Annotated in this window: 13 protein-coding genes and 4 pseudogenes; 11 read left to right on the top strand and 6 right to left on the bottom strand. The window is 49.4% G+C overall.

Annotated features, from left to right (window positions below):
- Window positions 1-398: 398 nt before the first annotated feature.
- Entirely contained in the window at window positions 399-1,295 is an 897-nt protein-coding gene (locus O71_RS09390; protein WP_007655902.1) for a transglutaminase domain-containing protein, read from the top strand.
- A gap of 125 nt (window positions 1,296-1,420) precedes the next feature.
- Window positions 1,421-2,587: a sigma-54 dependent transcriptional regulator gene (locus tag O71_RS09395; RefSeq protein ID WP_007655903.1), complete on the top strand. Its 1,167-nt coding sequence runs from the start codon at window positions 1,421-1,423 to the stop codon at window positions 2,585-2,587.
- A 145-nt stretch (window positions 2,588-2,732) separates the two neighbouring features.
- Here the strand turns inward: O71_RS09395 and O71_RS09400 are convergent, their stop codons facing one another.
- Window positions 2,733-3,659 (bottom strand): zinc-dependent peptidase, encoded by a 927-nt coding sequence (locus O71_RS09400; RefSeq protein ID WP_007655904.1) that lies wholly within the window; start codon window positions 3,657-3,659, stop codon window positions 2,733-2,735.
- A 49-nt stretch (window positions 3,660-3,708) separates the two neighbouring features.
- Complete coding sequence (locus tag O71_RS09405; RefSeq protein WP_007655905.1) at window positions 3,709-4,704, bottom strand: hypothetical protein; 996 nt, start codon at window positions 4,702-4,704, stop codon at window positions 3,709-3,711.
- Window positions 4,705-4,778: 74 nt separating this feature from the next.
- On the opposite strand from O71_RS09405, the gene O71_RS09410 reads away from it, so the two are divergent.
- Entirely contained in the window at window positions 4,779-5,396 is a 618-nt protein-coding gene (locus O71_RS09410; RefSeq protein ID WP_007655906.1) for a hypothetical protein, read from the top strand.
- Window positions 5,397-5,473: 77 nt separating this feature from the next.
- Here O71_RS09410 and O71_RS09415 read toward each other — a convergent pair.
- Window positions 5,474-7,881 (bottom strand): annotated as a pseudogene (locus tag O71_RS09415) (thiamine pyrophosphate-dependent enzyme).
- A gap of 190 nt (window positions 7,882-8,071) precedes the next feature.
- Between O71_RS09415 and O71_RS09420 the strand changes: the two are divergent.
- The 5 genes and pseudogenes from O71_RS09420 (at window position 8,072) to O71_RS26470 (ending at window position 12,336) form a co-directional block, all read left to right on the top strand.
- Window positions 8,072-8,854 (top strand): DUF1573 domain-containing protein, encoded by a 783-nt coding sequence (locus O71_RS09420; protein WP_007655907.1) that lies wholly within the window; start codon window positions 8,072-8,074, stop codon window positions 8,852-8,854.
- Between the two features lie 323 nt (window positions 8,855-9,177).
- Window positions 9,178-10,290 (top strand): alanine dehydrogenase, encoded by a 1,113-nt coding sequence (gene ald / locus O71_RS09425; RefSeq protein ID WP_007655908.1) that lies wholly within the window; start codon window positions 9,178-9,180, stop codon window positions 10,288-10,290.
- A gap of 170 nt (window positions 10,291-10,460) precedes the next feature.
- Window positions 10,461-11,126 carry a hypothetical protein gene (locus tag O71_RS24265; protein WP_007655909.1) on the top strand — a complete coding sequence of 222 codons (666 nt, stop codon included), beginning with the start codon at window positions 10,461-10,463 and terminating at the stop codon, window positions 11,124-11,126.
- A gap of 47 nt (window positions 11,127-11,173) precedes the next feature.
- Window positions 11,174-11,674, top strand: a pseudogene (locus tag O71_RS26465) (LTA synthase family protein); the annotation flags it as partial.
- Between the two features lie 77 nt (window positions 11,675-11,751).
- Entirely contained in the window at window positions 11,752-12,336 is a 585-nt protein-coding gene (locus tag O71_RS26470; protein WP_051017736.1) for a sulfatase-like hydrolase/transferase, read from the top strand.
- A gap of 42 nt (window positions 12,337-12,378) precedes the next feature.
- On the opposite strand, the gene O71_RS09435 is transcribed toward O71_RS26470, so the two are convergent.
- On the bottom strand, window positions 12,379-12,834 hold the full coding sequence (locus O71_RS09435) for a type I restriction enzyme HsdR N-terminal domain-containing protein (protein ID WP_040574080.1): 456 nt from the start codon (window positions 12,832-12,834) through the stop codon (window positions 12,379-12,381).
- 90 nt (window positions 12,835-12,924) lie between these two features.
- Here O71_RS09435 and O71_RS09440 point away from each other — a divergent pair, with 90 nt between their 5' ends.
- The 3 genes and pseudogenes from O71_RS09440 to O71_RS09445 all read left to right on the top strand — a co-directional run bounded on the left by O71_RS09440 (window position 12,925) and on the right by O71_RS09445 (window position 15,366).
- Window positions 12,925-13,698, top strand: a complete 774-nt coding sequence (locus O71_RS09440; protein WP_007655911.1) for an AMP nucleosidase — start codon at window positions 12,925-12,927, stop codon at window positions 13,696-13,698.
- A gap of 8 nt (window positions 13,699-13,706) precedes the next feature.
- On the top strand, window positions 13,707-13,979 hold the full coding sequence (locus O71_RS27215) for a hypothetical protein (protein WP_369750903.1): 273 nt from the start codon (window positions 13,707-13,709) through the stop codon (window positions 13,977-13,979).
- A 38-nt stretch (window positions 13,980-14,017) separates the two neighbouring features.
- Window positions 14,018-15,366: pseudogene (locus tag O71_RS09445) on the top strand (amidohydrolase).
- A 233-nt stretch (window positions 15,367-15,599) separates the two neighbouring features.
- On the opposite strand, the pseudogene O71_RS09450 reads toward O71_RS09445, so the two are convergent.
- Window positions 15,600-16,933, bottom strand: a pseudogene (locus O71_RS09450) (MFS transporter).
- A 25-nt stretch (window positions 16,934-16,958) separates the two neighbouring features.
- Window positions 16,959-18,467: a hypothetical protein gene (locus O71_RS09455; RefSeq protein WP_007655913.1), complete on the bottom strand. Its 1,509-nt coding sequence runs from the start codon at window positions 18,465-18,467 to the stop codon at window positions 16,959-16,961.
- Between the last annotated feature and the right edge of the window lie 182 nt (window positions 18,468-18,649).

An 18,649-nucleotide genomic window follows, 5' to 3' on the forward strand; every position in this document is an offset into this window, starting at 1 on the left:
TCATCCCTCCGGGTATAGAGCTGTTTCAACCATTTTTGGCTAACCCTGATCTGTGAAGAGTTGCCTTCCTTTCCGATTTGCGTTATGAGGGTCCCCTCCATCCTGCCCGCTTCCATGAAAGCATGGGGTGGGGCCAGAGGGAAACTGCAACAGGGAAAATCAAAATCATGGGCGTCTGACTAAATTTTAATCTTTCTGGCTAAAAAGACTTTCAGATTATGAAAAATATTGCCGAAATTATCAGCATACCGCCACGCAGGTGAATAATTTAAAATTTTCGGGATGAGTAGTGAGTAAAAAGGCCCGGATTTTGCGTTACAGGTATAAGACAATTTAAGCCAATGCACTTATAAAGCCAGAAGGGCTATAGGCGCCAGAAACCACAAAAGCAGGGAATCATGACGCATTTGTTCAAGCTCTCTAATCTGACGACATTTTTAGTTCGGTTCATCCAGATCATCATCGTGTTCCCGATGGCGGTCCTTATCAGTTTTTACCTGCCGCCCATCAGTTTTATCGACTATGAGCTGAACTTCCTCCTGTGTGTTGTTTTAGCGGCCATTGTTTCGGTTGTCATCACCCTTATCAGTCACAAACTTATTTTATTGGCTTTTGTAGGTATTATGGGTGCCATGTTCTTCAACAGCACCTTCGACGATTACACCGTAGAGAACCTCTACGCCGACTACAATGCCATGCTGGTGAACATGACCAGCAATTCCAGCAAAGTGTCTTATTTCAAACCGGTGCGGGGTACCTATTTTCAGGAGCGCCGCGTGAAAAGTGCCATGCAGCCGACCCACCCAGTGGTGCGCTCCTTTGCCGTGGAGAACTCCACCCGCTTTTTTCATGACGAGTACTACCGCAAGTATGGCAAGATGGTGCGCTACTTTTCGCTCTTCAAGCACGTGCGCAACAGCTGGCGCTACGTAAACGATCCGCTCGGCCTCGACTACTATTCTCCTCCTACTGAAAGCATCAAGCTGCTGGCCGGCGACTGCGACGATTATGCCATCCTGATGGCTTCTTCTATCATGGCCATTGGCGGTGAGGCCCGCATTGTGATCTCGCCAAACCATATGTATACCGAAGTGAAAATGGGAACCGTGGAAGACCTGGACAAGGTAAGCTACGCGGTGCGCTCCCTCTTCCCGGACGAAGTAACTGGCGGTAAAATTCACTTCCACGAAACCAACGGAGAGCTTTGGATCAACTTCGACTATACAGCAGGTTATCCGGGCGGTCCTTTCCTGGAGCCGGAACTGTATAGCGTGATCAACTTCACGAATTCTTAATACCGGACTTATACCTGACTGGTAGCTAAATTTTTGGATTTATCGTACAAATGCTGCAGCCGCTTGATTAGCGGCTGTTTATTTTCTATACTTACCGTTTACAGCATAAAACGAACGAAAAAAATATGCCCAAAATCCTGATTATAGATGACGAACGGGCCATTCGCAGCACCCTGAAAGAGATCCTGGAGTTTGAGAACTATACCGTAGACGAAGCCGAGGACGGCCAGAAAGGCCTGCACCAAATTGGCAAGTCGAAGTACGATGTCGTGCTCTGCGACATCAAAATGCCAGGTATGGATGGTATAGAAGTGCTGGAAAAAGCCATGGAAATAGCTCCAGACACTCCTTTTATCATGATATCAGCGCATGGCACCATCGACACAGCCGTGGAGGCCACCAAAAAAGGAGCCTATGACTTCCTGCAAAAGCCGCCGGATCTGAACCGTCTGCTGGTGTCCGTGCGCAATGCACTGGACAAGTCGAACCTGGTGACCGAAACCAAGATCCTCAAAAAGAAAATCTCGAAGACCTACGAAATGGTGGGTACTTCAGAAGCGCTGGGCCGCGTGAAGCAAGCGATCGAAAAGGTAGCCCCTACTGATGCCCGCGTACTAATCACAGGCCCGAACGGATCAGGCAAGGAGTTGGTGGCGCGTGCCATACATGAGCATAGCAACCGCGCCAATGGTCCGCTGATCGAAGTAAACTGCGCCGCTATACCGAGCGAACTGATCGAGAGTGAATTGTTCGGCCACGAAAAAGGCTCTTTCACCTCCGCCGTGAAGCAGCGCATTGGTAAGTTTGAGCAGGCCAATGGTGGTACGCTCTTCCTGGACGAGGTGGGTGACATGAGCCTCTCGGCACAAGCCAAAGTGCTGCGTGCCCTGCAGGAACATAAGATTACCCGTGTGGGTGGCGACAAAGACATTCAGGTAGATGTGCGCGTGCTGGCTGCTACGAATAAGAACCTACTCGAGGAGATCGAAGCCAAGACCTTCCGCGAAGACTTGTACCACCGTTTGGGGGTGATCCTGATCCATGTGCCGCCGCTGAACGAGCGCCGCGAGGATATACCTGATCTGGTGCAGAAGTTCTTGCAGGATATCGCCAACGACTATGGCAACAAGCCAAAGGCCATCACAAACGATGCGCTTGAATACTTAAAGACGCTGGACTGGCGTGGCAATGTGCGTGAATTACGCAACGTGGTAGAGCGCCTGGTGATCATGAGCGGTCAGGAAGTGACGCTGGAAGACGCCAAGGCTTATGCCCGTCCTGCCGGCTCTTAAATATGCCTTATACTCGCCTACGCAAAGCGCCCCGTCCGGATTGGAAGGGGCGCTTGATTTTATACCTATCGTGCTGTTTGAGGTTAGCTATTGCCGCAGTGTATGACCTACTCAGAAACCAGTCTTTCCACTTATAAGCAATCCATTACGCTGCTGCTTTGCCCTTCTTTAGCATACAGCATTGCTTGTATTTCTTCCCGCTGCCGCATGGGCAGGGCTCGTTTCGACCCAGGCGTTTGCCATAAGGGTTAAGTAATTCCCGGAAGTTGATACTAAACCGCCTCTTAGGATTTTGCTGAAAGACTTTGGTCAGCATTTCGTACAGACGTGGATGCTTTTCGGCCAACTGGTCGGGTTTCTCGAAAAAATACTCCGTGACCACCGCGAAGAATTCTGCCTCGCTGGTCGCCCCATAATTGTTAATGTCCGACTTCCCCTTTTCGATCTGACTGATCTTGCGGTACATCAGCTCCTCCCAAGGCTGCAGCAGCTCGTCCGGCAGATAGGCTTTAGGCACACCGTCTATCTCGCCGTCGGCTTGGTCGAGCATGTGCGCAAACTCGTGTATACCTACGTTCTTACGGTCGGCCATGTCATTGAAGCCTTGCTCCAGCGCCGGTTTGGACAATGTAACGTAATGATCATTCTGGAACGGATTCACGCGCCCCAACACCTCCGAAACGGCTTCGTTATCCTGGTTCTTATATCGGTGGATACTGCCGGGAAACACCAGCACCTCTCCCAGGTTATGGTATTCCCAGTCCTTAAAACCAAAAATCGGGATGATAGCACTGGAACCGACCAGCACCTTCGTTGTGTCATCTACCTCTGTGTCTATACCTGTGATGCGCTTTTCGGACACAAAAAGGAGAAGTTTCCGTTCAAAGCGCTGTTTCTCTTCTTCGGTTTTTAAAGTATGGTAAAAGCCTACACGGTCTTGCAGGATCTTGCGCCACTCCATCGGAAAGCCTTTTTTCAGAATCTGCTTGCGGTGACGCTCCTTGCGGGTGGCCCACCTGTAAAACAGCAGCAGCATACCTGCTACCAGTGCAATAAAAAATACATAACCCATGGGCAGCTTAAACGGGAAATTGGCGTTTTGGATGTTAGGCGATCAGTTGTTATGCAATCAATAGATTACAGCCCCGGATGTCAGAGTTATCAAATCGACCCAGTACTTCAAAGGTTCCGTCCGGCTTCAGGCGCCCGATGTCTTTGGTCTCAATAAAGGCACAGGAGTCTATGTTAGCCAGGTCGATGATGTTAATACCGCCTGAGCGCATATCCGGGCGGATGTCGAAAGGATCGTTGAGATCGCGTAGGAGTACCCGCAAGGTATAGCCCGGATGAAAAAGGCCATCGCCCATAGAATAAGCCTGCGACAGCAGCTCCGTCATACCATACTCTGAGTGAATAGCTTTTACACCAAAGCCCTGCTTCAGGTGGGCATGCAGTTCCTCCCGTATCATCTCCCGGCGACGTCCTTTCATACCACCGGTCTCCATGATAGTCACATGGCTGAAATCCTCCTGCCCTTTCAGTTCATCAGCCCAGTCAAGCAGTGCGTAGGAAACACCGATCAGCAGTACTTTTTTTCCTTTCTGCTGTGCTCTCTTTACATTCTGTAACAGCTCGTCATGGTTACGCAGGTAGAAGCCCTCCTCCTCCTGCCCCGATTGCTTCACAAAAAAATCGACCATGGCCACGAGTGATGAACCGCCCTGCTCCAGGTATGAGGGCAACAGCGCCAGCACCACATAATCGGTCAAGGGACCATAGAATGACTCGAAAATACGCTTTGTGGTGCGCAGGTACCATTCCAGGCTTGCTACCTGGTGCCGACTTCGCATCATTTGGGTGGTGCCGCTGCTATAGAAGGTCACCTCAGGTTCGAAAGTACCGGTTATGACCTCATGCGTCTTGAAGAACTCAATGGGTAGAAAAGGAATATCCTCAAGCCGAGTGACCTGCTTCGGATCGCGGCCTAAATGCTGCAAATAGTCATGGTATACCTGATTATGCTCAGACTGGTACCTGAAAAGGGCCAGGGCAGTTTCTGTAAAATCGAAAGACTGCTCTGCTAGTAATAACTGCAAATGTCGGGCTTTGAAGTCCATCCAAATTATTTATAACAATTCCTGTATCTGTTCGTTTGATTTAGTAAATTTAGCTTCATTTTCTGAGATCCCACATGAGATACTTGCTAAAGTATGGTGCGCCTAGTCTGCTGTTGCTGCTGGCCCTTAGCTCCTGCCGTAAAGAGCCTGTTTATGATGTAGTACCTGAAATAGAATTCAGGCGTGTGGAGCAGTACCATTTTGTGGATACGCCATTCCCTCAAAGGCCGGATATCACCTCTTTACGCGATTCACTTGTGCTGGTCATAGGCTTTAAAGACGGAGACGGCAACCTGGGCCTTTCCAGTAACCGGGATTCCGAAGACTTTCAGCCTCCTTTTAATGAAGGCTCCCAGTACGAGCAGAATTTTCATACCGTGATGTACATCAAGGTACAGGATCCGAACAATCCAGGCAATTCCCGCTTTGAGCCTTATCCTTTCCCAGTGCCAGGCTTTCAGTTCTCAGGTCGCTTCCAGCGTCTGTCAGCTGATGATCGCCCGGAACCGCTGGAAGGCGAGATCAAATACAGCATCAACGAAATAAACGCATCCGAATTTCCCTTGCTACGCCCCGGTGCTGTCATCAAATTTGACATTTACATCTACGACCGCACGACTCCTGTGCCTAATCGCAGCAATGTCGTGACAACAGACGAAATAACCTTATTTCAGCCAGCAGTAGGTGGTTGATCGCTTCATTAAAGTATATAAAGAGAGAGGCCCTGTACCAAATGATACAGGGCCTCTCTCTTTATAGCATTACCTAATTAGTAGATCGTAGGATAAGCCTTCGGATCAGCTTCGTGCATGATCTCGTATACCGCCTCAAACACATCCTCCGGATTCGGCTTAGAGAAGTAGTCGCCATCAGATGAGTACGGCGGACGGTGTGCATGCGCCGACAAGCACTGCGGCTTGGAATCCAGGTAACGCCAGGCGCCCTGCTCGTCCACTACCTGCTGCATCATAAAGGCCGTTGCCCCACCTGGCACGTCCTCATCGGCAAACAGTACGCGGTTTGTCTTGCGAATGGAGTCCGTGATCATGTGCTCCAGGTCAAACGGCAACAAAGACTGCACGTCTATTACCTCAGCTGATATACCAAACTCCTCAAGCTGACGGGCTGCATCCATCACGATGCGGCACATAGAGCCGTAAGTCACGATGGTGATATCAGTGCCTTCCTTCAATACTTCCGGCTTGCCTAGCGGCACAGTAAACTCACCTACGTTGCTAGGTACACGCTCTTTCAGGCGATAGCCGTTGAGACATTCAATTACCAGCGCCGGCTCGTCAGACTTAAGCAGTGTGTTGTAGAAACCTGCCGCCTGCGTCATATCACGCGGCACTAACACATGCATGCCTCTGATGCTGTGCAGGATCATGCCGATCGGAGAACCGGAATGCCAGATACCCTCCAGACGGTGACCACGGGTACGCACGATCAACGGTGCCTTCTGGCCACCTTTGGTACGGTACTGCAAACAGGCCACGTCGTCAGACAGGATCTGAATAGCATATAATAAGTAGTCGAGGTATTGGATCTCTGTGATCGGGCGCAGGCCACGCAGGGCAGCGCCTATACCTTGACCGATGATCGTACACTCGCGTATACCTGTATCGGTGACACGCAACTCTCCGTGCTTCTCCTGCAGACCGGCAAAAGCCTGGTTCACGTCACCGATGCGGCCAACGTCCTCGCCAATGGCGAACACTCGTGGATCACGGGCCAGCATGGCATCAAAGCAGGCCTGCAGCACCTCACGGCCATCTACCACAGGAGCATCCTCGGCAAACTCAGGTTTGATTTCCTCTACTAAGAGAGCAGCCTCTTCAGACTGGCTATATAAATAAGAGTTGAAACGGTCCGCATTTTCGCCCATGGTCTGCTCCAGCCAACCTACCAGTTCACGCTTGGCCTGGTTGTTTTCGTCGCGCACGTAGCGTAACACCTTCCGTACTGCTCTCACAGCATCGCTGCGAATAGGAGTCGATGTCTTGCGAAGCTCTTCTGTAATGGTGGCGATCTCCGTGATGTGCTCACTGGCAGCTGCCAGGTTATCCATCAGCTTCAGTGCCTCCTCATGATCGGCCTTGATGCTGTCTGCAAAAGCGGTCCAGGCGGCAGTACGAGCCTGCGCACGGCTTCTTTGGCTTCATTTTCAATCTGATCAAGCTGGTCAGTAGTTGCTATTTCATTAGACAGCATCCACTCGCGCATCTTCACGAGGCAGTCATACTCTGCTTCCCAGGCCAGACGGTCTTTCGATTTGTAACGCTCATGGGAGCCCGAAGTAGAGTGTCCCTGCGGCTGTGTTACCTCTTCCACATGCACCAATACAGGCACATGCTCTTCGCGGCACACCTTTACTGCTGCTTCATAAGCTTCGCAGAGGGCGGCATAGTCCCAGCCTTTCACTTTAAATATCTCGTAGCCCTGCTCCTCACGGCTGTTGCGCTGGAAGCCGGCCAGAATTTCAGAAATACTGCCTTTGGTAGTCTGGTACTCGGCCGGCACCGAAATACCGTAGCCATCATCCCATACCGACACCAGCATTGGCACCTGTAATACGCCGGCTGCGTTGATGGCCTCGAAGAACATGCCTTCTGAGGTGGAAGCGTTACCGATCGTACCGAAAGCCACCTCGTTGCCATTCACTGAAAACTGCTGCATCCCCTGCAAATCAGGATTCTGACGGTACAGCTTAGAGGCATAAGCCAGACCTACCAGGCGAGGCATTTGCGATGCGGTAGGTGATATGTCAGAACTGGAGTTTTTCTGCTCCATCAGGTTTTTCCAGTTGCCCTCCTCGTCGAGCAGGCGGGTACCAAAGTGCCCGTTCATGGCGCGACCGGCTGTAGAAGGCTCTGCCTCTACATCGGTATGCGCATATAGTTGAGCAAAGTACTGCTGGAGCGTCAGCTCGCCGATGGCGAACATAAAAGTCTGGTCACGGTAATAGCCAGAGCGAAAATCGCCATTCTGGAAGAACTTGGCCATGGCCAGCTGGGCAACTTCTTTGCCATCGCCGAAAATACCGAACTTGGCTTTACCCATAAAAACCTCCTTGCGGCCGGCAAGGCTCGCATGGCGGCTCTCCCACGCAATGCGATAGTCGTTGAGTATTTCCTGAGTGCTTAGTCTTTGAGTTATAGATGCTTCAGCAGTTTGCATGTCTTGTCTGTAAAAGCTTATTATGGATTTTCTTTTCAAAAGTACAGAAGATTAGCCTAAAATCAAATTAGGGCCCTTCTGCCGCCTAATCAGGCATAGGAATTGTTGCTGTTTTTTGTCAAAAGATTTTATATCTTTGTTTGTTTGCAGAACCTCTTTTTACTTTCGCAAAATTTCTTTACTTCGCATTATGAACAGAAAATTTTACTTCCTTACATTCCTTAGCCTTCTGTTGGCTGGTTTTTCAGCCCAGGCGCAGGGCGAGCTCAAGTTTGAGAAAGAGACGCACGACTTTGGCACATTTGCCGAAGGTGTGATTGCTTCTTACGAGTTTGTAGTGAAGAACGTAGGCGACAAGCCTGTGGTTATAGCGCAGGTACAGCCATCTTGCGGCTGCACCACACCGGAGTGGACCAAAGACCCGATCATGCCAGGCAAAACAGGCGTAATTAAGGCAATGTACAACAGCAACGGCCGTCCCGGACCCTTTCACAAGTCTATTTCTGTGATCTCAAACGCTGCTACACCTCAGGCTGTTATCTTCATTAAAGGAGAGGTTGGACCAAAAGATTTAAAAACTAGTTACACGCCGGAACAAAAAGCAAACTCACCGCGTTTGGCTGTTGGAACTACTTCACACAGCTTTGGAAAACTTGAAAAAGGACAAAAAGCGGTGGCAAAGTTTACAATCAAAAACACAGGTCGGCAGGACCTTGTAGTGCAGGGTGTGAAGTCAAACTGCAACTGTGTAACCTATAAAGTTTCGGAACCAGCATTAAAACCGGGACAGCAGGCAACTTTGGAACTAACCTACATTCCTACGATGTTAAAGGAGCAAAATGAGGTAGTAACCATCGTTTCAAATGATATTGTAATGCCAGACCTGAAGCTCACGCTGAAGGCAAATGTAGTAGAAAGTCTGGCTCAAAAGAATATGTTAAGGGAGGGCAATCAGCCGGTACCTTTCAGATAGTTTTTTTCATAGTTTTATTTTGTACTAATGGCAGTGATTTTATCACTGCCTTTTTTCATTTTATACCTTTTGGTTCTGGCATTGGGGAATAAGCAGGATACAATTTGGAAGCATCCCCATCATTCACTACCCGATCGTTTGGTCAAGTCCGTCTGTCGCGCAGGACCATAGCCCCCCTATCCTATTCCAAATCCCTTTAAATCAACCGTGTGCAAATGTTTATACAATCTTAAAGCAGGTTTCTTGTTTAGCCTTTTATTTCAAGATAGATATGGTATATTTGCGCAGCTTTTCCAATATCTAATACTATAAGAAAGAACGACATGATTATTGGTGTTCCAAAGGAAATCAAGAATAACGAAAACCGCGTAGGCGTAACTCCTGCCGGCGTGGTGGAACTGGTGCGCAATGGCCACACTGTGTACGTACAGGCTACTGCCGGCGAAGGCAGCGGCTTCCCGGATGATATGTATACCCAGGCTGGCGCTTCTATTCTGCCTAGCATTGAAGAGGTATACGGTATCGCTGAGATGATCATCAAGGTGAAAGAGCCGATTGAGTCGGAGTACAGTCTGATCAAAGAAGACCAGTTGCTGTTCACCTATTTCCACTTTGCTTCATATGAGCCGCTCACGCACGCTATGATCAAGCAAAAAGCGGTTTGCCTTTCTTACGAAACGGTAGAGCGCGCTGACAGAAGCCTTCCATTGCTGGTGCCTATGTCAGAAGTTGCCGGCCGCATGTCAATACAGGAAGGTGCCAAGTACCTGGAGAAACCACTGAAAGGCCGTGGTATCCTGCTGGGTGGCGTACCAGGTGTGCGTCCTGCCAAGGTGATGATCCTGGGCGGTGGTGTGGTTGGTACCAACGCAGCCAAAATGGCTGCAGGTATGGGTGCTGACGTAACCATCCTCGACACGAACCTGGCCCGTCTGCGTTACCTAGACGATATCATGCCAGCCAACGTGAACACCTTCATGTCTAATGAATACAACATCCGCGAACTTCTCCCTACGCACGACCTGATCATTGGCGCTGTGTTGATCCCAGGCGCTAAGGCTCCTCACCTGATCACACGTGACATGCTGAAGGAAATGCGTCCGGGTACAGTGGTAGTTGACGTTGCTGTTGACCAGGGCGGTTGCATCGAAACCTGCAAGCCGACTACGCACGAGAACCCAACTTACATCATCGACGATGTAGTGCACTACTGCGTAGCCAACATGCCAGGTGCCGTTCCTTACACTTCAACACTGGCACTTACCAACGCTACCCTGCCTTACGCCATTCAACTGGCGAACAAAGGCTGGAAGCAAGCTTGCGCAGACAGCAATGAACTGAAGCTTGGCTTGAACGTAGTACAGGGCAAAGTAGTGTACAAAGGTGTGGCAGAAGCCTTCAACCTGGAGTACACAGACGTTAACTCTGTTCTTTAATTAAGGTATAGCCTTTCTATAAATGGAGCGCCTTCCTGAACTGTTCGGGAAGGCGCTCCTGTTTTGTGCAGACTATCGTAAAGCGCACCATTTTCGGTATCTTTGTGTTCCAATGCCGGCATGTCTCTCCACAGAGACAGCCATGATGCTAAGATTCTCTTATTTAACAGATGTTTGACAGTTCATTTCAAGTGCTGCTGCGGCGCCTGGGGCTTGTTTTTCTGCTCTATACCTTGCTGCGTGCCGTTTTCTTCGTCTTCAACTTTGATCACTTTGCCGAAGCCTCTGCCGGGCAGGTCGCATTGGCCTTTGTGCACGGATTCCGCTTTGACGTAGCGGCACTGGTGATCATAAACTCCCTGTTCATACTGCTGTCGCTGCTACCCCACGGTAACCTGCAGCACCCGGCCTACCAACGCGTACTTCAGTGGCTGTTTGTGCTCACCAACGCACCATTTATCGCCCTGGCACTCGTCGATGTAGAGTTCTTTAAGTTCATAGGCAGGCGATCAGGCAATGAGGTGTTCACCATTACAGGCGATGTACTGGGGCAATTAGGGCAGTTGGCCAGCTATTACTGGTACATGGGCCTTGTCTTTGCAGGCCTGGTCTTCGCAATCATCAAGTTATACCCAAAGTCCGCTTCTATACCTGGCCAAATACCCGTGCTATGGCTGCGCTACCTGCGTCTGCTGTTGGTAGCTGGTTTTGTAGTGTTGGGTATACGGGGCGGTATACAGCTAAAGCCATTGCGCCCGGCACACGCTTTTGTGCACGAGCATGCTTCATTGGGCACCTTTCGCTTAACACCCCTTTTACTTTTATCAAGAGCATAGGCAAAACCACTTTAGAGGAAAAACACTTTTTCGCGTCGGACGAAGAAATGCTGGCCAGTTTGCCAGTTAAGCCCGGCAGGTATGCTATACCTGCCGGGGAACCGCTTCAGGAAAATGTGGTGCTGGTCATTCTCGAAAGCTTTGCCTCCGAGTATGTAGGAGCTCTGAACAACGGCGTGGGCTATACCCCTTTTCTGGATTCGCTGGCCAGTGAGGGACTTCTGTTCCGTAACAGCTTTGCCAATGGCCGCAAGTCCATTGAGGCGCTGCCTTCCATCCTGTCGGGGCTGCCCTCGCTCCTGCCTGACCCTTACATCACCTCCCCTTACCAGTCCAACACGGTATACAGCGCCGGGCATCTGCTGCGAAACGCTGGCTATACAACTGCCTTCTTCCACGGCGCGATTAACGGTACCATGGGTTTCAATCAGTATACCCAAATGGCAGGTATACAGCACTATTATGGGTTGGATGAATATCCTTCAGAGCTCCGGGCAAAGCATTTTGACGGCAACTGGGGTATCTTTGATGAGCCTTACCTGCAGTACACGGTGCAGGAGATGAGCACATTCCCTCAGCCTTCTTCAGCACTGTCTTCACGCTCAGTTCACACCAGCCTTATACCGTGCCTGCCCAGTACAAAGGCAGGTTCCCAAAAGGCGAACTGGAAATACACGAGTCTGTGGGTTATGCTGATTATGCCTTGCGGGAGTTTTTCAAGACGGCTTCCCAGCAGCCCTGGTACGAGAACACCCTGTTTATACTGGTAGCCGACCATACCCAGAAAAGCATACGACCGGAGTACCAGCAGGAACTGGGTTATCATCGGGTACCACTCCTACTGTTTCATCCGGCAAAAAAACTGAAGGCTGATGTGCAGAAGGTGACGCAGCATGCCGATATCCTGCCGACGATTGTGGATTACTTAAAATTACCAAGCGATAAACTGCTGTTATTCGGACAGTCGGTGCTTGACAGTGCAGCAACGGGTCATGCACTTATTTACAATGGGATATCGTACTACCTGGTGCAGCAGGATGGTGTGGCTGAGTTAACGGCATCGGACGACCTACGCTTCCATACTTTCCCGGAACTGGCACCTGCCGAACAGGCAAATACTGCACATGAACAGCAACTGAAAGCTTATGTGCAGTACTTCAAAAACAAAATGGTGGCCAACGACCTGTATTTCTGGCTGCAGAAAAAGTAAGCTGGAAACACCAAAAAAAGCGATTTTTGTAAACCCTAAGCGCTATACCTCCACTCCGGAAGCTGGTGGTATACCTTGCAACGGTGTAAACTGCCGCGTCTCGAAATTCACTTCCCAGCAGTAGTGTTCCATACCATTAGTGATAACTACATAGCGGGCTTGCAGCACCTGATTATAGACTGATACCTGTTTCACGACATCCTGCGTAATGGGTACATGCGCAGCCTTGCACTCGACGAGCAGATAAGGTTTGCCTTCCTGATCGTACACACACATATCGGTGCGTTTCTGCAACTTGTTGTAGGTGGTGCCCCGTTCAATACTGATAAGGCTTTTAGGATAGCGGTAGGTCCCGATCAGGAAATGCACGAAGTGCTGACGAACCCACTCTTCTGGCGTAAGCAGCACATATTTGCGGCGAAGCGCATCAAATATCATGACATTAGCGCCAGAATGCTTAATTTTGTAATCAAATGTCGGTAAGTTCAGCATTTCCATACCGCAATTTACCAAATTTACAGCCTCCGCCCCAGCAAACTCTCCCTTGCCAAGGCGGCTTTTTTATATCTAATTACTTATATTTAAAACATGAAGAGCAAAGAAGAAATTGTAGGCGACTGGTTACCAAGGTATACCGGTGTGCCTTTAGATGAATTTGGCGAGTATATCCTGCTCACGAACTTTATCAATTATGTGCGTATGTTCGCCGACCGCTTCGGCGTGGAGATAAAAGGTCTTGACAAACCGATGCAAACGGCAACGGCCAATAACATCACCATCATCAACTTCGGTATGGGTAGCGCCATGGCGGCCACCGTGATGGATCTGCTCTCAGCCATTAAGCCGAAGGCAGCCCTTTTTCTGGGCAAGTGCGGCGGTTTGAAAAGAAAGACAGCTATCGGTGACCTGATCCTCCCAATTGCGGCTATCCGCGGCGAGGGTACGTCCGATGACTACCTGCCACCAGAAATCCCGGCTCTGCCGTCTTTCCGCCTGCAGCGAGCCGTGTCATCTATGATCAAGAAGCACGAAATGGACTACTGGACCGGTACCGTGTATACAACCAACCGCCGCGTGTGGGAGCACGACGAGGACTTTAAAGAGTACCTGCGCCAGATCCGCGCCATGGGCATCGACATGGAAACCGCTACCATTTTCACTGTGGGCTTCATCAACGAAATCCCGCATGGTGCCCTGCTGCTCGTGTCGGACAACCCGATGATTCCGGAAGGTGTGAAAACCTCTGAGAGCGACAAGCTTGTAACCACTAATTATGTAGAAAAACACCTCAGCATAGGTATAGACTCCCTGATCGAGCTGATCAATTCGGGCGAGTCGGTGAAACACATGCGTTTCGAATAAGCAGATACATGAAAAAAACACTACGTTCCTTTGCAGCCACTGCCCTGCTGGGCCTCACCCTCCTGACTAGTTGCAATACCACTAACACCGGCGGCGAGTCGGTTGACCTGATCGTGTACAATGGCAATGTGTACACCGTGAACGAGAACTTTGACCAGGCTGAGGCCTTCGCCGTGAAAGATGGTAAGATCGTGGCAGTGGGCACGACAGCCGACATCCGGTCCAAGTATAGCGCCACCGAAGAGCTAGACGCCGAAGGTAAAACCATCTACCCGGCCTGATCGACGGACACGCTCACTTCTACCGCTATGGCCTGGCCCTGCAGTCGGCTGACCTGGTAGGCACTACCTCTTTTAAAGAAGTGGTGCAGAAGGTAGTGGACCAGCAAAAGGCTTACCCGGACGCAGACTGGATCACCGGCCGCGGCTGGGACCAGAACGACTGGGCGGTGAAGGAATTCCCGACAAAGGACACGCTGGACCAGCTCTTCCCTGACACACCGATCATCCTTACCCGCATTGACGGCCATGCTGCGCTGGTAAATCAGAAAGCCCTGGATTTGGCAGGCATCACCCCACAAACTAAAATGGTGGGTGGCCTAGTAGAAGTGGAAGGCGGCAAGATGACCGGTATCCTGATCGACAATGCGATTGACAAGGTAACGGCTGTTATACCTGAAGCCGACGAGCAGGAGCAGCGTCAGGCGCTGCAGAATGCTGAGAAGAATTGCTTTGCAGTGGGCCTTACCTCCGTAGCCGATGCCGGACTGGATAAGTCTACAGTGGACCTGATGGATGCCATGCACAAAAGCGGAGAGCTGCAGATGCGTGTGTACGCCATGATGAACCCGGGCAAGGTAAACCAGGATCATTACTTTGCGAACGGACCTTACAAGACGGATCGTCTGAACGTGCGCTCTTTCAAGGTATACTCTGATGGTGCACTGGGCTCCCGTGGTGCCAATCTCCTCAAGCCTTATAGCGACAAGCATGGTCATTACGGCTTTTTGCTGGCCTCCGAACAGGAGTTCCGCGACATTGCCAAGCAACTGAACCAGCACGGTTTCCAGATGAACACCCACGCTATTGGCGACTCTGCCAACCGCCTGCTGCTCGATATCTACGGCGAAGTGTTAGGTGGTAAAAACGACAAACGTTGGCGCATAGAGCACTCCCAGATCATCAACCGGCGGACATGGACAAGTTTGGCAAGTATAGCGTGCTACCATCGGTGCAGCCTACGCATGCCACATCGGACATGTACTGGGCCGGTGATCGTTTGGGCAAGGAGCGCATCGCACATGCCTACCCTTTCAAACAACTGCTAGACCAGAATGGCTATATGCCGCTCGGCAGCGACTTCCCGGTAGAAGACATCAATCCGGTATATGGTTTCCATGCAGCAGTGGCCCGTCAGGATGGCGAGAACTGGCCGGAAGGCGGCTTCCAGATGGAAAACGCCCTGAGCCGTGAGGAAGCTTTGCGTGGTATGACGATCTGGGCCGCGAAAGCTGCTTTCGAAGAAAAAGAAAAAGGCAGCATTGAGCCTGGCAAGTTCGCTGACTTCATCCTCGTAGACCGCGACCTGATGAAAGTTGCCAACGACCAGATGCGCGGCCTGCAAGTACTCCGCACCTACGTGAATGGGGTGCAGGTATACAAGAAGTAGAATTGTTGATTGATAAACGGGCTCTGTAGGAACAGGTCGCTACCTGTCCGAATCATGTACAACTAGCTTATCTGAATCAGGATTTTCAGGATTAAAGGATTGACAGGATTCTTAATTATGATTGTTTACAAGGTTAATCCTGTAAATTTTAAAATCCTGTAAATCCTGATTCAGACAATAAAATAAACGAAAACGGCAGCCTGATTGAGCTGCCGTTTTCGTTTTATACTCCTCTATACCTGGCCAGCTACTGCCTCTGCCTCCCCCTGGGGCTCCAGGGACTTTTTACCTTTGATGAGCGAAAGGAAGATCAGGCCTAGCACAAAGAAAATGATCAGGCCAGGATGCTGTAGCGCATCGAACCGGTTACCTGCGCAACAGCTCCGTAAGCCAGGGTGCCGAGCATGATCGAAACTTTCTCGGTCACATCATAGAAACTGAAATAGGAAGCATGATCCTGTGTGGTGGCCGGAATCAGTTTGGAATAGTCGATCGGGAGAGTGACTGAATACCTCCCATCACGGAGCCAACTACAGCTGCCATGGCATAAAATTCATATGCGGTGGTAATAAAATAGGCCGCTATGCATATCCCAATCCAGATAATGACAGCGATGATCAGGGCTCTGATGTTGCCATACCTGGCTGAGAGTGCCAGCAAAACCGTAGGCACCCGCAATGGCCACCAGTTGAATGATCAGAATGGTGATGATAAGGTTATCGCTTGGCAGTTGCAATTCTTCTATGCCAAACAACGTGGCCACATACATCACTGTTTGCACACCCATGTTGAAGAAAAAATAAGCCAGCAGGTAACGTTTGAGCAGGTGCAGCTCCTTCACCTGATTTAGAACTTTCTGCAATTCCTTCACACCATTCAGGATCCAGCTGCCTTGTGGATTGCGTCTGTACACGTTGGCAGGCAGGTGGTAGAAAGTATACTGGGCAAAGCCGAACCACCAGATACCTGTCGTCAGAAATGCTATGCGCGGCGGTAAACTTGTGTTTTCAGCGGCAATCCCAAACCAACCTGGTTGCAGGATCATGGCGAGATTAAAGAGCAGCAGGAGTACGCTGCCTATATACCCCATGGCAAAACCACGGGCGCTCAAGCGGTCATACTGATCTTCGGTGGCGATCTCAGGCAGATATGAGTTGTAGAATACGATACTTCCGGTAAAGCCTATGGACGCCAGCATGAACAGCACAACCGATATTGAAAAAGTCTCTCTTGTAAAAAAGAAGAGCCCGGCGCATGAAATGGACCCCATGTAACAGAACAGCTGCATAAACAGCTTCTTACGTCCACTGTAATCCGCAATAGCTGTCAGGAAGGGGTTCATGAGCACGATCAGCAGGAAAGAGCCCGACACTGCATAGGAAAACAGCACCGAACTCTGAAGCTCCAACCCAAAGAAGCTTACGATGGTAGAGGCCGTTTCGGGGTGCTCGGATACCGCGCTATAGTAGATCGGGAAGATCGTGGAAATGATAACGAGCGAATAGACCGAGTTAGCCCAATCATAAACGCACCAGGCCCTGGTGATGGTAGGGTTGTTTTTTTGCATAGCTGAAATATAACAAAATATTTATTCAGCGTGAGCGTACCTTCAAATTCACTTCAGCTTTTGCCAGAATCTGCAGAATCAGATCCCACAAATGTTCGTAGGGCACAATCTCAATTTCTGCATAGGCATCCCCAGGAGCCGGTGTTTCCATCAGTCTCTTGTAAAGCGCCTCTCCTTTTGTACGGCAAGCCACTGCATCGTAGTCTTCTGTCACGGTGAGTACCAGCAGCTTTAAGAAAAGCTTGCTGCGTAAGCTAAAGGCATCTTTCAGGTGCGTGGAAACATATTTCTTAATACTCTCGATGCGGTAAAGCAGCGCCTCAGTCTCGCCTCTTTCCAGCAGGTATATGAACTGCAACGTAAGAATGGCCACATTGAAGCCCAGCTTATCTTTGCTGTACTCAGGCAGCGAAAGCAGGTATGGATTATTAGCCTCTCCTTCCGGAACAGCTGCCTGCGGATAAATCAGCCTGAAGTACGACCGGTACAGCATCCAGCGTTCTTTGGCAATGGTAGGAATGGTTTGCAAAGCACTGTTTTCGATTACTTGCTGCAGCAGTATATCCGCCAGATCATACCTTCGAGCGTGCACGGCTAACAGGAAATAGTTTTCCATATAGGCAAACCAATTTCGGGTAGACGGCTGATAAAGCCCGAGGTTTTCCTGCGCATACATCAGCCCATCACTCAACTGCTTTGCTCTCAGGTGAGCATACACCATGATAAAGTTGTTATAAGTCAGATCAAAGCGATGCGCGTTAATCTTATTCTGCTCAACCAATCTCAGTGCGTCGACTGTAATTGTAATAATATCCTTGAAATTACCCTCCAGTTCGTGATACCAGATAGAGGTTCTGTAAAAAGCATAATAAGCGCTGAACGTACCTGATTCTTGCCAAAGCTTTTCCAATTGAATTATTAAGAGTGGCAGTTGAGGCAAAAACTCCTTCCTGGTCTTGGTTGATTTGCGGAGCTGCATGTTTATATTCTGAAACATTGAAACTGCTTCCCGCTCATTTACAAAACGCTGCATTGTAAGTTTTAGATCTTCCTGAGCTGCTGTAAACTTCTTGATCAACCCCTGTTCAGCATAACTTAAGGTAAGTAATTCCAGAGCAGATACTTTCAAATCAATAAAATCAAACTCCTGGGCTAATGCCAGTGCCTTATTAGCTAAACTGATTACCAAATCAAACTCATAGCGAGCACGCACTATGTTAGCTTGATATATAAGACTGTTACATTGGATTTCCTTCTGTCTTACAAAGTTCGCAGTGACCTTTTCAGCATTTACATAATTCAATTCATTAAAGAGCTTCTTTTTAACCCTATGCTTCAGCATCTTATACCTTACATCATTTGGGCTCGCATTGTAAAGGTCTTTTGCAGCGTCCTCGTCTGATATATAATATCCAAGTTCAATCCCTTGGATAAATTTTTTCTCTTTAACACTTTGCTTAGGTACATCAAGCAACGCAGTCTCTGCCTGACTGCAGGAAAGAACAATATCAATCAGTTTTTTAATTTCTTTCATGCATAAGGTCTTGTAAAACTTATATATATTAGAAACCTATTTGCTCTTTAAGCCTGTAGGTGGCGTCAGTTTTCAATATTTTTGATCTAATTCTGCTTAAAAATAAGACACGCATGTTACTTTTAAAACTTTATTGAACAGTAAATTTCAAAATATTTGTCTCCAGACTAACTAAATCACAT

This window comes from Pontibacter sp. BAB1700 (assembly GCF_000277005.1).
GTDB classification, from domain to species: Bacteria; Bacteroidota; Bacteroidia; order Cytophagales; family Hymenobacteraceae; genus Pontibacter; species Pontibacter lucknowensis.

What these genes read in the sequence shown, in the direction of transcription:
- O71_RS09390 (WP_007655902.1), top strand. Translation starts at nt 399, where the DNA reads ATGACGCATTTGTTCAAGCTCTCTAATCTGACGACATTTTTAGTTCGG.
- O71_RS09395 (WP_007655903.1), top strand. Translation starts at nt 1,421, where the DNA reads ATGCCCAAAATCCTGATTATAGATGACGAACGGGCCATTCGCAGCACC.
- O71_RS09400 (WP_007655904.1), bottom strand. Translation starts at nt 3,659, where the DNA reads ATGGGTTATGTATTTTTTATTGCACTGGTAGCAGGTATGCTGCTGCTG.
- O71_RS09405 (WP_007655905.1), bottom strand. Translation starts at nt 4,704, where the DNA reads ATGGACTTCAAAGCCCGACATTTGCAGTTATTACTAGCAGAGCAGTCT.
- O71_RS09410 (WP_007655906.1), top strand. Translation starts at nt 4,779, where the DNA reads ATGAGATACTTGCTAAAGTATGGTGCGCCTAGTCTGCTGTTGCTGCTG.
- O71_RS09420 (WP_007655907.1), top strand. Translation starts at nt 8,072, where the DNA reads ATGAACAGAAAATTTTACTTCCTTACATTCCTTAGCCTTCTGTTGGCT.
- ald (WP_007655908.1), top strand. Translation starts at nt 9,178, where the DNA reads ATGATTATTGGTGTTCCAAAGGAAATCAAGAATAACGAAAACCGCGTA.
- O71_RS24265 (WP_007655909.1), top strand. Translation starts at nt 10,461, where the DNA reads ATGTTTGACAGTTCATTTCAAGTGCTGCTGCGGCGCCTGGGGCTTGTT.
- O71_RS09435 (WP_040574080.1), bottom strand. Translation starts at nt 12,834, where the DNA reads ATGGAAATGCTGAACTTACCGACATTTGATTACAAAATTAAGCATTCT.
- O71_RS09440 (WP_007655911.1), top strand. Translation starts at nt 12,925, where the DNA reads ATGAAGAGCAAAGAAGAAATTGTAGGCGACTGGTTACCAAGGTATACC.
- O71_RS27215 (WP_369750903.1), top strand. Translation starts at nt 13,707, where the DNA reads ATGAAAAAAACACTACGTTCCTTTGCAGCCACTGCCCTGCTGGGCCTC.
- O71_RS09455 (WP_007655913.1), bottom strand. Translation starts at nt 18,467, where the DNA reads ATGAAAGAAATTAAAAAACTGATTGATATTGTTCTTTCCTGCAGTCAG.